Origin of the sequence: Nocardia yunnanensis (genome assembly GCF_003626895.1) — a bacterium.
In the GTDB taxonomy this organism is placed as follows: Bacteria; Actinomycetota; Actinomycetes; order Mycobacteriales; family Mycobacteriaceae; genus Nocardia; species Nocardia yunnanensis.
Genome location: NZ_CP032568.1, coordinates 5,780,686 through 5,794,815, shown reverse-complemented (window position 1 = coordinate 5,794,815; position 14,130 = coordinate 5,780,686). Strand labels below are relative to the sequence as shown.

The window sequence follows — 14,130 nt, the reverse complement described above, 5'->3', positions numbered from 1 at the left end:
TCGAACCGCTGGTAGGCGATGCTTAGGCCACGATGAACGCGCACGACGAATCTCCGCAACACGCCGACGCGCCCGTCCCGGGAACGCCCGTCGTGCTCGCCGCCACCCGCTGGGGTCGCATTCGGCAACTCGTCGTACACGTCGCGGCCAAGGCGTGGGACGACGCCATCTTCTCCAAGTCCGCCGCGGCCGCGTTCTGGCAGACCCTGTCGCTCGCACCGCTGCTGCTGGGTCTGCTGGGCAGTCTCGGTTATGTGGGTCACTGGTTCGGTCCGAACACGGTCACCATCGTGCAGGCCAAGATTCTGAGCTTCGCGCGCAAGGCGTTCAGCCCGAACGTGGTGGACAGCCTGGTGCAGCCGACGGTGAACGATGTGCTGCAGCGCGGGCACGGCGGCATCATCTCGGTGGGGTTCGTGCTGTCGCTGTGGGCGGGATCCTCGGCCATGGCCACCTTCGTCGACGCCATCACCGCCGCGCACGGGCAGGCGACCGCGCGACATCCGGTCTGGCAGCGGATCTTCGCGCTGCTGCTGTACGTGGGGTTCCTGGTCATCGCGGTGCTGGTGCTGCCGTTGATCGCGTTGGGGCCGACGCTCATCGGGCGGGTGCTGCCGCATACGTGGCGGGAGCCGGGGCTGCGGCTCATCGACGCGTTCTACTACCCGGGGACGGGTCTGCTGCTGATCGTCGGGCTGACGTTTTTGTACAAGATGGCGTTGCATCGGACGCTGCCGTGGCATCGGCTCTTCGGCGGGGCGCTGGTGGCGGGGGTGTTCTTCATGGCGGCCAGTGAGGGGCTGCGTCGGTATCTGGCGTGGGTGACGCGCACCGGAATCTCCTACGGCGCGCTCGCGACCCCGATCGCCTTTCTGCTGTTCACCTTCTTTCTCGGGTTCGCGATCATCCTGGGCGCGGAGTTCAATGCCAGTGTCGAGGAGTTCTGGCCCGCGCGGGCCACTCGCTGGGAGCAACTGCGCAATTGGTGGGAGCACCGCACCTATCGCCGGCGCTCGCACCGCCCGCAGCCGGCGCGACCGACTCCGCCGCGGCCCCTTCCGGTGGACCCGCCGACCGATCAGTTCCCGCCGCTGCCGCTGTCGATCAAGGACGCGGAATGACCGGCAACGAACTGGGCGAGTTCTTGCGCGCGTGCCGCGCGGCGCGGCGGCCCGAGGAGGCGGGGCTGGTCCCCTACGGTCGTCGGCGGGTGGCGGGATTGCGGCGGGAGGAGGTCGCCGAGCTGGCGCGGATGAACACCGACTACTACACCCGGCTCGAACAGGGGCGTGAACGCCGGCCCTCACCGCAGCTGCTCGAAGCGCTGGGTGCGGTGCTCGGTTTGAGCGCGGACGTGCGCGACCACATGTTCCGGCTGGCCGGGGTGATGCCGCCCGCGCGCGAGCCGCGTCCGGCCGAGGAGGTCGGTCCCGCGCTGCGGCGGATGCTCGAAAGCTATCCGGCCGCACCGGCTCTGGTGCTGAACCCGGCCATGGACATTCTCGCCGCCAATGCGCCGGCGGACGCGTTCTTCTCGGGGTTCGCGCGCCGGGACAACCTGGCGCGCATGACGTTCCTGGACCCGATCGCACCCGAGTTCTGTGTCGACTGGCGCTGGACGTGCCAGGCCATGGTGGCCGGTTTCCGGCAGGCCGGCGCGCTGTACCCGGGGGACGCGCGGCTGCGGGAGGTGGTCGGCGAACTGCTCGGGGCGAGTGCCGAATTCGCCGAGCTGTGGCATTCCTACGCATTGTGCGTCGCCACCGCCGAACCGCGGGAGTTCCGTCATCCCGAGGCGGGGCCGCTGTCGCTGACCTACGAGTCCTTCGATGTGCGCGGCGGTTCGGGGCAGCGTCTGATGGTCTATCACGCCGAGCCGGGCAGTCCCACGGCGGCGGCGCTGGCCCGGCTGGACGGGTCAGCCAGGGTGTAGCGCACCCAGGCGAGGGCGTGGTCGCGCTGCCTACCATCCGACGGTGCAGCCTCTCGTCAGCCCTCGCCCCTCGCGTCTCGCCCCGGTGGGCGCGGCCCTGCTCGCCGTGGCGCTCGGCGCCGTCGCGCCGGGAACCGCGCGCTCCCAACCGGTTTCCTGCCCGGCCGTGACCGTGACCACCGCCGGCACCGCGGTGATCCCGTTCGTGGACTGGGCCGAGAATCTCGGCTACGACGCGCACGGGCAGCTGTGGGTGGCGCGCCTCTACCGCAACGAGGTGCAGCGCTACGACAGCGCGGGCCGGGTCACCGCCACCGTTCCCGTCGCCTCCCCCGGCGCGATTCGGCTCGGGCCCGATCGTCTGCTGTATGTCGTCTACGGCGACAATTCACTGAACTTCGTCCCGGGCGGGCACGACAGCGGCGTGGTGCGTTTCGATCCCGCCGCGGACCGGCCGGTGCCCGAAGTCTTCGTCAGCGGACTGACGATGGCCAACGGCGCGGACTTCGACGCGGCCGGCAACCTCTACATCGCCGACACCGGATCCGGTGTGGTGCGGGTGCGTCCCGACTGCAGCCTCGACACCGCGTGGTCGGATCAGGCGCAGACCTTCGGCGTCAACGGCCTGACGGTACAGGGCGATTCGGTGTACACCACGGTGTATCTCACCCCGCAGGGCCGCCTGCTGCGCATCCCGATCGCCGACCCGTCCCGTCGCAGCACCGTCGCCGACACCGTGCTGGCCGACGACCTGGCTGTCGGGCCCGGCGAATTCCTCTACACCGCAACCACTTCCGGCGCCCTGCTGCGCACCGACCCCGCCACCGGCGCGACCTGCACCCTGCTGACCCGCGATCCGCTCGCGGCGGTCGCCGCCGTCCCGGGCTCCCCGCGCGACCTGATGGTGGCCACCGGCCGCGGCGATATCCTCACCGTCCGCCTCGGCGACTGATGCCCGGGGTGGAATGCGGCGGATTGTCGGAGGGTGGCCGCACACTGTCGGTATGGACGTCACATCGGCCGTGGGGTCGGTACTCGGGGCGTTCGGGCTCTCGGGTGCGGCGGGGCTGAACGCGTGGCTGCCGCTGTTCATCGCGGGGCTGGCGGATCGGTTCGGGTGGATCGATCTGGGCGGTTCCTACGGGTGGCTGTCGTCGGCGCCCGCGCTGATCGTGATCGGCGTGCTGCTGGTGGCCGACCTCGTCGGCGACAAGATCCCGGCCGTGGATTCGGTGCTGCACGGGATCGGGACGCTGGTGGCGCCGACGTCGGGGGCGGTGTTGTTCACCGCCGAGACCAGCCTGAACTCGCACCTGCCGACCGCGGTCGCGGCGGTGCTGGGCGCGTTGACCGCCGGCAGCGTGCACGCCGGCCGTTCGGTGGCGCGGCCGTTCGTGACGGGAACCACCGCGGGCGTGGGCAATCCGGTCGTCTCGGCCGCGGAGGACATGACCTCCCTGGCCTTGACCGTGGTGGCGTTCGTGGTGCCCGTGGTGGCGTTCGTGGCGGTGCTGATCCTGCTGATCGGGTTGGGCTGGCTGGCTTTTCGCGCCTCGCGGTGGCTACGCCGCAGGCGCGAGCGCAAGCAGCTGGGAACGCCACCACGCAGTCCCGGTTAGGTCTGCCGCCGGATCGCGCCGACCGCCTTGCGGGCGGCCACCTGCACCGGATCCCAGACCGGCGAGAACGGCGGCGCGTAACCGAGATCCAGCGCCACCATCTGCTCGACCGTCATGCGGGCGGTGAGCGCGACCGCGGCGATGTCGATGCGTTTGCCCGCGCCCTCGCGGCCCACGATCTGCACGCCCAGCAGCCGGCCGCTGCGGCGCTCGGCGAGCATTTTCACCGTCATGGGCGCCGCGCCCGGGTAATAGCCTGAGCGACTGGTGGATTCGACGGTGACGCTCACGTATTGCAGCCCGGCCGCGCGGGCGTCCCGTTCCCGCAGCCCGGTGCGCGCGACCTCGAGATCGCAGACCTTGCTGACCGCCGTGCCCACCACCCCGGGGAAGGTGGCGTAATCGCCGCCGACGCCGGACCCGATGATCTGGCCGTGCTTGTTGGCGTGCGTGCCGAGCGGAATGTGACGCAGACTGCCCGACACCATGTCGAGCACTTCCACGCAATCGCCGCCGGCCCAGATGTTCTCGTGCCCGCGCACCCGCATGGCTAGGTCGGTGAGCAGGCCCCCGTAGGCGCCCAGCGGCAGCCCCGCCGCGCGGGCGAGGTCGGTGGCGGGCCGCACCCCGAGCCCGAGCACGACCACGTCGGCCGGATACTCGGCCTCGGCGGTGACGACCGCGGTCACCTGTCCGCGCACGTCGGTCCGGAAGGCGGTCACCTCGGCATTGCCGATCACCTGAATACCCATGCCCTGCATGGCTTTCCGGATCAGCACCCCCATATCCGGATCGAGGGTGGACATGGGCTCGGCACCGCGGTTGACCATGGTGACCTGAAATCCGCGGTGGATCAACGCTTCCGCCATCTCCACGCCGATATAGCCCGCCCCGACCACGACGGCCTGCCGGCCCTCGGTGGCGCGCAAGGTTTCGATGAGCGCCTGCCCGTCGTCGAGGGTCTGCACCCCGTGCATGCGCGCGGCGTCGGCGCCGGGCAGTGCCGGGCGGATCGGTGTCGCGCCGGTGGCGATCACCAGTTTGTCGAATTCGGTCCAATAATCCTGGCCCGACTCGAGATCGCGGGCCCGCACCCGTTGCCCGGCGACGTCGATCTCCGACACTTCGGTGCGCAGCCGCAGATCGATGTCCCGGGCGCGATGTTCGGCGGCGGTCCGCGCGATCAACTCGTCGGGCCCGCCGACCTCCCCGCCCACCCAGTAGGGAATCCCGCACGCCGAATACGACGTGAAATGTCCCCGCTCGAACACCACGATGTCGAGTTCGGCCGCGCTTTTCAGCCTGCGCGCCTGCGACGCCGCCGCCATCCCGGTCGCATCGGCACCGATGATCACCACACGTTCACCCATACCGACACGGTACGAGGTGCGAGCCGGCGCAGCCGTTCATCCTGCCGGTCGGTCATCGCGATGTCACACTTTCCGGCGGATGCCGAATTGCTGGAACTCGCCCGAGAACACACCGAGCGGTTTGCCGCTTTTGTTGGCGAATAGGCGATTACCTGGAACAAATGCGGATTCGCAACGCCTCGGCGGCGGAAAAAGGACTAGCGTAGGTCGTTATGGCATTGAAGAGCATGGAGGTGACCATGAGCGAGAAGGATTGGCTCGTGGTGCGCGATGCCGCCGAGTGCGCGGGAATGACGGTGGAGGAATACGTCGCCTGGAGCGTGCGGCTGCTGGCCCTGCAGTCCCGGCCCGGCGGTGCGCGCCGCCGCGACTTCGCCGGCGGGCGCAGACCCGGCCGCCGCAAGCCCGCCCGCGTCGAGGAGACCGAGGCCACGGCCTGGGCCGACACCTTCACCGAGCGCCTCTCGCACCGCGCCGAGCTCTACCACGACTGATGATGACGGTTGGCACGGTGCGCGGCCGCGGGTTATGCTCGGGCCGATGATCACTCATATCGAATCAGGATTGGGGGTCTCGTTCGCACCAGGTGAGCGCTGATGCTCATTTCCCTCGCGAACGGGAACGAATCCCGGATTTCTCTCTGGCAGCGCGTGCGCGAGTACGCCGTGCCGCCGTCCATGATCGAAGCCGCGACCGCACGACGAATGGTCGGCGATTGGGCCGGCGCCTGTGCCGCAGCGGGTTTCGATGTCGATATCGACCTGCGGGTCTTGGCACGCCGGTACGGCCGTGACCTGACCGCACGAATACGGGCCGATCTACGCCATCTGGCGCCGGATCTGCTGCGCTGGCATATGCCCAGGATCGCACCCGACGGCCTGCTGCGTCCCGGTCTGACGATAACGCTGGCACAATACGGTGCTGAAAGCCCTTGCGCCAGCGGCGGTTCCGTACACCTCATCGTCCGGACCGCACCGGCGTGGGCCGAGGCCGGGCAGCGGATCAGCCTGTCGGTCTGGGACGCCCGCGATGCCGGGAGCGGAGTCCGCCTGCACCCGCATGGGCGGCCCGACCGGCGCTTCCGGCTCGATCTGCACCGGCATCTATGGGACGCACGCCGCAGTTCCGAGCTGCGAATGCGTTCGGGGGCAGCGTGTCTCGCCGACCACAGCGGCCTGGACCCCGGAATCACCGACCTGGCGCCGCCGGGTTGCGCCCTCGGCCGCTGGACGGCGGAGGCGGCGATCCTGCTTCGCGCCAACGGCACTCCGTCCAGTCCACTGCTGGTGCGCTGCGGGCGGCAGCGGTTGATCGTCGAGCCGAGCCCCGGCGGCGACGATCCGCCCATGCTCCGGCTCGCGGTGGGCTATCCGCGCGGCCGGGTGGGCGCGCTGCCGGTCCTGCCGGATACCGCGACCTGGACGCTGCCCGACCTCGAACTGCTCGAAGCCGGGGCGATCACGGCCGAGCGCTTGCATCCGCTGGTCGCCGCGGCGCTCGTACCGGGCTATCAACGCCGCGACAGTCGTTGCGGCACAGAGAGTTCCGACGCTGTCCGGCTGGTGGACTGCCGAGGTGAACGCCATCGGATCGGCCTGGTCGACGGCGTGCTGACCGCCCTCGACCACGATCCGGCCGAGATCCGGCGCGAGGAACTGCTGGTCGCGTTGACCGGCAGTCCCCTGCCCTGTCTGCGGGCGATCGATCTCGCCCATCGGCAACCCGATTGCCTCGCGGGCGTCCGAGAACGATTGCGCCACGGCGATACCGCCGGCGCGCTGGCCATCGTCGAGGACCTGCTCGGCCCCGGCGCGGCGCTGCGCGACGGTGCGCTGCGCGACGCCCTCGAAACGGCCGCGCAACGCCGAATCGACTACGGGCTGTTCCGATCCGGGCTGTCCGCGCACGCCATGCCCGCGGCCGACAAGACCCGCCCCAAGCGTGGCGTGCCCGTGCCGCGCACGCATCCCCGGCACGCGTCCACCCGCTGACCGCCGGTTACCCCCGAACCTCTTCGACCCCAAGGTGATTCACACATGTCTGTTCACTCCCTGCGTCCTGCCACCGACGAACACACGCAAACCTCCCAACTCGATATCGCCGCCGACCTGCTGACCCTGCTGGGCACGGTGACCACCGAACCGCGCCGCAATGCCCAGCTCGAAGCCCTCACCCTGGCCGTCGCCGCCGACCTGCCGGTGCTGCTGTGGGGCGAGCCCGGCATCGGCAAGACCGCGGCCCTGACCCAGCTCGCCGAATCCCTCGACCTGCCGCTCACCACCGTCATCGCGAGTGTCCATGAGCCGTCGGACTTCTCGGGCCTGCCGATCATCGGCGACGATCCCGCCGTGCAGGGCGTCCCCATGGCCCCGCCCGACTGGGCGGTGCGCCTGGTGCGCGCCGGGCGCGGCCTGCTGTTCCTCGACGAACTGTCCACCGCCCCGCCCGCCGTGCAGGCCGCGCTGCTGCGACTGGTCCTGGAGCGGCGCATCGGCTCGCTGCGCCTGCCCGCCGGAGTCCGCATCGTCGCCGCCGCCAACCCGCGCGCCTCGGCGGCCGACGGCTGGGAATTGAGCCCGCCGCTGGCCAACCGCTTCGTACACCTGCAGTGGACCCACGACCACGAGGTGGTGGTGCGCGGCCTCGGCGGCACCTGGCCGCAGGCGACGTTGCCCGCCCTCGATCCCGGAAAGCTCACCACGGCAGTGGCTTTCGCACGGCGCGCGGTGTGCGAACTGCTCACCGGCCGGCCGGCGCTGGTGCATCAGCTGCCCACCGGCGAGACCCGCCGGGGCGGGGCGTGGCCGTCACCGCGCAGCTGGGAGATGACCATGCGGCTGCTCGCCTTCGCCCTCGCCGCCGACGCCGATCCGGATGTGCTGTCGATGCTGGTGCGCGGCACCGTCGGCGACGGTCCCGGCTTCGAATTGCTCACCTGCGTGGACCGTTTGGATCTGCCCGACCCGGAGACGCTGCTGGCCGATCCGGCCGCCGCCGTGCTGCCCGAGCGCGGCGATCTGCGCCAGGTCGTGCTCGACGCCGTGGTGGCGGCGGTCCGCAGACGACCGGAGCGGGCACGCTGGGACGCCGCCTGGGCGCTACTGGTGCGCGCGGTGGAGACCGGCGCACCGGATCTGGTGGTCGTGCCTGCCACCACCCTGGCCACGCTGCGCGAAAGCGATTGGGACATACCGTCGTCCATCGAAGAGCTGGCCGGAATGGTGTCGGTGTCGCAGGGCGCGGAGGGCGCCGCCGCCCGGGTCGCGGCGCAGGTGCGGCGATGAACCGGAGCGCGCGACTGGATCGCGACTGGGACCTCGGCCCCGACGGCGCGGACGGGCTGAGCGAACAGGAACGCGACGGGATCCGATACCGGGTGGCGCAGGGCCTCCTCGGCGATCCGGGCAAGGCGCCCGCGGGCTGGCGGCGCTGGGCGCGGGAGGCCATCCACCCGCCGCAGCCGTGGCGCGAACTGCTCGGCGCGGCCATTCGCTCGGCGGTGTCGGCCGCCGGGGCGGGCGACGACTACACCTACGGCCGGCCCGCCCGTCGTGCCGCGGGCACGCCCGGTCTCGTCCTGCCCAGCCTGCGCCGCACCCCACCCCGGGTCACGATGATCATCGACACCTCCGGTTCGGTCAGCGACGCCGAATTGGGCAGTGCCCTACTGGAAACCGCGGCGGTCACCCGGACCGTGGGCGGCCGCCGCGATCTGGTGCGGGTGCTGTCCTGCGATGTCGCCGCCCGCGTGGCCGATCCGCTCTGCCGCGCGGAGGGGATCGCGCTGATCGGCGGCGGGGGCACCGACCTGCGCGCCGGATTCGCCAAAGCCCTGCGCGCCCAACCTCGCCCGGACGTGCTCGTGGTCCTCACCGACGGCCAGACCGCCTGGCCGTCCGCGCGCCCCCCGTGCCGGACCGTGGTGGGCTTGTTCCGCCGCGAACGCCCCCGGCACGAGAACTATCCGGACTACGTCCCCGGCACCCCGCCGGATTGGGCGCGCGTCGTGCACATCGGGTGAGATCACGAACCGACTTGGGAGCCCAGGTAATTCAGCAGGATCTGGGCATCGTCACCGTAGTCGACGTGGACGTTGGAGGCATAGAAGTTGGCGAGGGTGACGCTCTGGGTGCTCAACCGCACCAGGTCGTCGATGTGGTCGGGTCCGGCGAGGCTGACGATGGCCTGCACGGCCGTTCGCAGGTTGCCCCGGACCGCGGCGGTGAAGGGGCCGATCACCGAACCGGCGAGCGCGAGGCCGGACTGGGCCAGCGCGCCGAGCTGTCCGGCGGCGGCCAGCGGATCCTGACCGGATGCGGATTCGACCGCGTGCCACAGGGTTTCCTGCAGCCGGCCCGCGTTCGCGGCGATGCTCACGATGTCGATGCGGGTCATGATGTCGGCGATGACGCTCTCGGCCGCCGTCCAGCCCGACGGATCGACGGCCGCGGCCGCCCGGATGACCGAGGCGATCAACGGCAGATCCACCCCCTCGGCCGCGGTCACCAGCGGGGCCAGGGCATCGTCGAGCTCGGTGACGATCCGATGCGCTTCGGTGAAGTCGCCGGCCCCGATCAGGGTGGGCAGGGTGGTGAGCCCGGCCAGGATCGGCGGCAGGTTGGCCGCCACCGTCGTCCAGCCCGCGCCCATCTTCACCGCCTGGTTCAGCAGGGTGGGCGCGTCGGTGGTGATGGGGATGACCGAGGCGATCGGGGAGGCGTCCCCGCTGAGGATCTTGCCCAGCGCCGCCAGGAACGGGGAGGCGGCCGCATTGAGCGAACAGTACAGATCACCCTCGACACACAGGGTGCGCACGCGGTCGGTCAGCGCCCCGAAACCCTGCCCGCGAGTTCCGGCGATGCCGTGGCCGGGCTGCGGATCACCCAGGGACAGCGTGGTATTCGGGTCGCGATGCGGATCGGCCAGCAGCCCCACCCCGACCACGCGGTCGGCGTCGATCGGGCCCTCGCCATTGCCGATGCGGGTGGCGAAATCACCGATGCCGTCCGCGCCCTGGCTGTATCCGGCGAGGATGACGCGGGTCGAGGCGCAGAGTCCGCTCGCCATACGGTCCAGTTCGGTTTCGAGGGTGCGCAGCGATTGCGCGTAGGTGAAACCCTGATCGAAGGCGCTGGCCGCGTACGGGGCGTACAGCACGGTGATGTCGTCGCCGAGCCGCCGTTGCAGCCCGTCGCCGATCGGCCGTAGCATGCCGACCGGCACCGTCGGGTCCGCGTCGGGGTGTGTCTCCCAGGTGCCCGGGGCCATGATCGCGGTGTAGGGCGTGCAGGGCTGAGCCGCCCGCGCCCGCGCGCCCCCGCCGCCGACCACCGCGGATGCGGCCAGCGCGCCCACCACCATGATCGACGCGCACGAGAACGCCAGCCTGCTCATCGTTCAATTCCTCTGTTCCCGGCGGGGTTTCGAACAAGGTCGATTGTGACCAGTCAGGCCCGATTCCGCAGGGTTTTCCGACACATCCCCATTTCAGATGGGTGGCCGGCGAATCGTCGGCGGAACTCGCTCACGAAGCCTTGCGCACCAACGGCACTCGCCGACGCCGCCGGCGGCCCGGCGCCGGTGGCACCGCTCGCCGCGCCCGCCGCCCGTAGCGCAGCAACTCCATCAGCAGATCCTCCGCGGCGCGGTAGCGCGGAATGTCCACCCACAGCCGATACAGCGTCTCCGGGTCGCCGCGCTCGAGCACGGTCACCCGCACCGGCAGCACATAGCCCGCGATTCCGGCATCGCTCAACGCGAACAGCACCCGATATACCTGAGACTCGTCCAGATCCGCCAGCACCGCCCAGGCGCGCGCGTTCAGGCCATTGGCCAAACCCCGCTCCGGAACCCAATGCCCGGTACCGCGAACACCCGACCACGGATCGGGAATCTGCCGCGCCGCGGTCATCGCGGCCGCCGGCCGCCGCGGCGGCACATCGAGGGTCGAGCCATACCGCAGTGTAGGCGCACCCCCACCGCCCGCGCGCCCCTCGAGCGGACCGGACTACCCACCTGACGGACCCGACTACCCCACCTGACGGGCCGGCTCGCTCACCGAGCCGGCGACGACGATCGCGTTGCCGCCCTGTTGTTTGGCCCGGTACATCGCACCGTCGGCGGCGCAGATGGTTTGGCGCACCAGCTCGCAGGCTCGCGCCGGATCACCCGGGGCGGCGAAGGCGGCCAGTCCGATGCTGGCGGTGACGGCGATCGATCCGATCGGCTCGGCGACCGCGCGCCGCAGCTCGTCGGCGACCGCCACCGCCGCATCGATCGGCAGGCGGACGACGATCGCGAATTCCTCACCGCCGAAACGGGACACGATGCTGCCGCGCGGGGCGGCACGGCGCAGGCGCTCGGCGGTGGCCACCAGCACCTCGTCGCCGACGGCGTGGCCGTGAGTGTCGTTGACGACCTTGAAACGGTCGAGGTCGATCATCATGACGCACGACGACGACGCGGCCGGGCGGGCGAACCAGATCGCCGAGTAGTAGTCCAGGCCGCGGCGGCTCAGCAGTCGCGTCAAAGGGTCACACAGCATTTCGTTGCGCAGCAGCGAGTAGCAGATCTGCAGGCCGGGCGGGACGATGACCGCCGCCGCCATGCCCAGGATCATGATCATCGCGGAGCTGACGTCGCCGCTGCGCAGCAGCGGAACCGCCAGCAGCCCGGCCGCCAGCAGCGACCAGGCCGTCTGCGCGGCAAGGACTTTGGGGCTGTGCAGGGCGCTGACGTAGATGCCGATGATCAACAGCATCATCATGCCCACCGCGCGGGCGACATAGCCCGGGCTCAGCGCGCACACCGCGGTGACGCACACGTCGGCGACGGCGATCAGCACCAGCGATTCGGTCTCCCCCGGCCACGGCCGCAGCAGCCAGCGCGCACACCACGCCACCCCGCTGCCCACCAGCAGCCACAGCAGCACACACGAGACCGAATCCGTTGGCCGCGTGGGCGACAGCACGGTCAGCACGGCGATGATCGGCGCGGCCAGCCCGCACAGTCCGACCGCGGTCTTCAACGCGCCCAGCGCCGAACGGGTGGCGATCGCGTCCACCACCCATCGGTAGTCGACGTCCTCACGCCACCAGTCCCGAATCAATCGCAACTCACCGAGCACGTCCGGCCCCTTCGGTGCGGAACGAATCCTCCTGCTGTGCCGATCACATCCGCCCGCACCATCCTCGGCCGGATACCGCAGTCTACTCAGCGGTAATAAAACCGTCCGGGGAATCGTGAGTCAGGTCACAGCGAAGTCGGCGGCTCCAGCATGGGCACCAGGAAGCGGCGGGCGATCGCGGCGAGTTGCTCCTCGTCCGCCAGATCGACGAGCTGGCTCGGAATCGCCAGGAACGACGCGCAGATTCGCACCATCAGCTCGGCCACCAGATCGGTGTCCAGCTGCGCGGACACGGTCCCGGCGCGCTGCTCCTGCCGGAGTTGATGCGCCACGAATTCGCGGACCATGGCCACCGCGCGGCCGCCGTCGCCGATCAGGGAGCTGACCACGTGGTCGGGCTCGGCGGTGATGAGGGTGCCGATCAATGGATTGCCGCGCAGGGTGCGCAGCGAACTCACGAACCCGGCCACGACGCGCTCGGCCGGGGTGGCGGCGGTGGCGATGTCGAGCAGGAAGGTGTCGAAGTAGCGCCGGAATTCGCGCAGGACGACGTGTTCGACCAGATCTTCCTTGGTGGCGAACCGGCGGTAGACGGTGATGCGCGAGACCCCCGCCTGGCGGGCCACGTCCTCCATGGTCGAACGCTGAATCCCCCACTGCCGGAAGCGTTCTCCGGCCGCGTCCAGGATGCGGGCGCGAATGCGGTCGGTGTCGCCGGCCTGTTCGACGGCCTGCCGGTAGGCGCGTTCGATCAGGGACTTGCCGCCCGCCGGCGCAGCTTCCACGGTGTCCTCCTCAGACGTGCCCATGCCCGATGGTACGCAGCTATTCACCAGCGACAGCGCCGGTTTCGGTCACCGGTTGGTCAGCGGGATCTCGATGCTCAACGGCATGCGCAGTTCGGCCACGTACCAGAGGGCGAACTGGCGCAGGAACTCGTCGAACATCCAGTACGGGGCATCGACCACAGGGGCCACCGCCAGCACGCCTTCGCGCACGGCGACGAACGGACCCCACGCGACCTCCAGCAGCGGACTCCACACGGGTTCACGCGGAATGGCGAGCCAGTCGGCGACCTTGTCCCCCATGACGAATCGGGTGAACGCGCCCAGGATGCCGCGGCTCAACAGCGTCAGATCCAGGTCCGCGCCGAGGTTGAGCAATTGGTTGGCCAGATCCTTGCCTTCGGCGGTGGGCGCCAGAATCGGGTCCAGTTGCTGGCTCGCCTGCGCGTTGGCCTGCTCCCAGGTCGCGGGAATGTACTCGTCGCGGATACCGAGCAGATGCCCGGCCAGCTGCCAACTGTGCAGGTAGCCATCGGATTCCGCGGCGGGGATGGGCACCTGCCAGGCGGTGAGGGTCCGCATGATGGTGGTGGCGAGGCTGTGCCAGGTGACCATCAGATCGTCCTGGCTGATGGGGGTGACGCCGGCGGGCCAGTACGGTGAGCGCGGCAGCAGATGCCGCACCGAGGCGTGAATGATGCGGGTTTTCACGCAGGTCACGATCATCTCGCCGCCGTCGCCGTAAGCATTGACGGTGCCGATGTCGTAGCCGAACTTCGCGGTCTTGGCGATGCGCTCCTTGAGATGCGATCCGCCGCGCGAGTAGTACACCGCGAGCGCCTCGTGCGGGATGACCGTGGACATCATGCCGCTGGCGAACGCGTACAGCACGCCCAGATACAGGCCGCGCTTCTTGTTGAACTCGAAGGAGCTGGCCAGCTTGCCCTGATCGGCCCAGGCGGGCAGCTGCCGCGCCGATTCGATGAAGTCCGCCAGGTTCTTCGGCAGCCCGGCGGGCAGCGGCTGATCGTTGTAGATCCAGGTCGCCAGCAGCCGGTTGACCTCCGGCACGTCGGCGTGGTCGATCACGTCCGCCAGCACCGTGTCCGCGTCCGGATCGTACTTGGTCAGCGGGTCGGCGCCGTCACCCCCGCCGGCCACCGAATCCGCGGGCGACCAATTCCACGGTTCCGCTCGCGCGGTGCGCGCGGTCAGCGCCATGGCGCCGACCACCCCCAAAAGCCCTCCGCCCGTACGCAATGCGTCGCGTCGGCTGAGACGGTGTGCGTCCATCGTG

Annotated in this window: 14 protein-coding genes; 8 read left to right on the top strand and 6 right to left on the bottom strand. The window is 70.4% G+C overall.

The window, feature by feature from the left end; genetic code table 11:
* The first annotated feature begins 32 nt into the window (after nucleotides 1-32).
* From D7D52_RS27380 to D7D52_RS27365, 4 genes are read left to right on the top strand one after another with little or no spacing between them, the layout of a single operon-like run.
* Complete coding sequence (locus D7D52_RS27380) at nucleotides 33-1,121, top strand: YihY/virulence factor BrkB family protein (RefSeq protein WP_120740881.1); 1,089 nt, start codon at nucleotides 33-35, stop codon at nucleotides 1,119-1,121.
* Nucleotides 1,118-1,933 (top strand): helix-turn-helix transcriptional regulator, encoded by an 816-nt coding sequence (locus D7D52_RS27375; RefSeq protein ID WP_120740879.1) that lies wholly within the window; start codon nucleotides 1,118-1,120, stop codon nucleotides 1,931-1,933. Before D7D52_RS27380 ends, D7D52_RS27375 begins: the two co-directional genes overlap by 4 nt.
* Before the next feature lie 43 nt (nucleotides 1,934-1,976).
* Nucleotides 1,977-2,885 (top strand): SMP-30/gluconolactonase/LRE family protein, encoded by a 909-nt coding sequence (locus D7D52_RS27370; RefSeq protein ID WP_162958579.1) that lies wholly within the window; start codon nucleotides 1,977-1,979, stop codon nucleotides 2,883-2,885.
* Nucleotides 2,886-2,937: 52 nt separating this feature from the next.
* Nucleotides 2,938-3,552, top strand: a complete 615-nt coding sequence (locus tag D7D52_RS27365; protein WP_120740875.1) for a DUF4126 domain-containing protein — start codon at nucleotides 2,938-2,940, stop codon at nucleotides 3,550-3,552.
* On the opposite strand, the gene D7D52_RS27360 is transcribed toward D7D52_RS27365, so the two are convergent.
* Nucleotides 3,549-4,922, bottom strand: coding sequence for an FAD-dependent oxidoreductase (locus tag D7D52_RS27360; RefSeq protein ID WP_120740873.1), 1,374 nt, complete (start codon nucleotides 4,920-4,922; stop codon nucleotides 3,549-3,551). The genes D7D52_RS27365 and D7D52_RS27360 overlap by 4 nt on opposite strands.
* Before the next feature lie 212 nt (nucleotides 4,923-5,134).
* Here D7D52_RS27360 and D7D52_RS27355 point away from each other — a divergent pair, with 212 nt between their 5' ends.
* The 4 genes from D7D52_RS27355 to D7D52_RS27340 all read left to right on the top strand — a co-directional run bounded on the left by D7D52_RS27355 (nucleotide 5,135) and on the right by D7D52_RS27340 (nucleotide 8,943).
* Nucleotides 5,135-5,416, top strand: coding sequence for a hypothetical protein (locus D7D52_RS27355; protein ID WP_162958578.1), 282 nt, complete (start codon nucleotides 5,135-5,137; stop codon nucleotides 5,414-5,416).
* 102 nt (nucleotides 5,417-5,518) lie between these two features.
* The gene (locus D7D52_RS27350; RefSeq protein WP_120740869.1) at nucleotides 5,519-6,913 is read left to right on the top strand and encodes a hypothetical protein; all 1,395 of its coding nucleotides are present in this window, start codon (nucleotides 5,519-5,521) and stop codon (nucleotides 6,911-6,913) included.
* A gap of 45 nt (nucleotides 6,914-6,958) precedes the next feature.
* Nucleotides 6,959-8,206, top strand: a complete 1,248-nt coding sequence (locus tag D7D52_RS27345; protein ID WP_120740867.1) for an AAA family ATPase — start codon at nucleotides 6,959-6,961, stop codon at nucleotides 8,204-8,206.
* Nucleotides 8,203-8,943, top strand: a complete 741-nt coding sequence (locus D7D52_RS27340) for a vWA domain-containing protein (protein ID WP_246023326.1) — start codon at nucleotides 8,203-8,205, stop codon at nucleotides 8,941-8,943. The genes D7D52_RS27345 and D7D52_RS27340 overlap by 4 nt, the downstream gene beginning before the upstream one ends.
* Before the next feature lie 2 nt (nucleotides 8,944-8,945).
* On the opposite strand, the gene D7D52_RS27335 is transcribed toward D7D52_RS27340, so the two are convergent.
* From D7D52_RS27335 to D7D52_RS27315, 5 genes are all read right to left on the bottom strand, one after another.
* Complete coding sequence (locus D7D52_RS27335) at nucleotides 8,946-10,316, bottom strand: cutinase family protein (RefSeq protein ID WP_120740865.1); 1,371 nt, start codon at nucleotides 10,314-10,316, stop codon at nucleotides 8,946-8,948.
* Between the two features lie 130 nt (nucleotides 10,317-10,446).
* Complete coding sequence (locus D7D52_RS27330; protein WP_187703044.1) at nucleotides 10,447-10,833, bottom strand: hypothetical protein; 387 nt, start codon at nucleotides 10,831-10,833, stop codon at nucleotides 10,447-10,449.
* 117 nt (nucleotides 10,834-10,950) lie between these two features.
* Entirely contained in the window at nucleotides 10,951-12,048 is a 1,098-nt protein-coding gene (locus D7D52_RS27325) for a GGDEF domain-containing protein (RefSeq protein ID WP_120740863.1), read from the bottom strand.
* Between the two features lie 125 nt (nucleotides 12,049-12,173).
* Entirely contained in the window at nucleotides 12,174-12,857 is a 684-nt protein-coding gene (locus D7D52_RS27320) for a TetR/AcrR family transcriptional regulator (RefSeq protein ID WP_120740862.1), read from the bottom strand.
* 45 nt (nucleotides 12,858-12,902) lie between these two features.
* Nucleotides 12,903-14,126, bottom strand: a complete 1,224-nt coding sequence (locus tag D7D52_RS27315) for an oxygenase MpaB family protein (protein WP_120740860.1) — start codon at nucleotides 14,124-14,126, stop codon at nucleotides 12,903-12,905.
* Nucleotides 14,127-14,130: the final 4 nt, after the last annotated feature.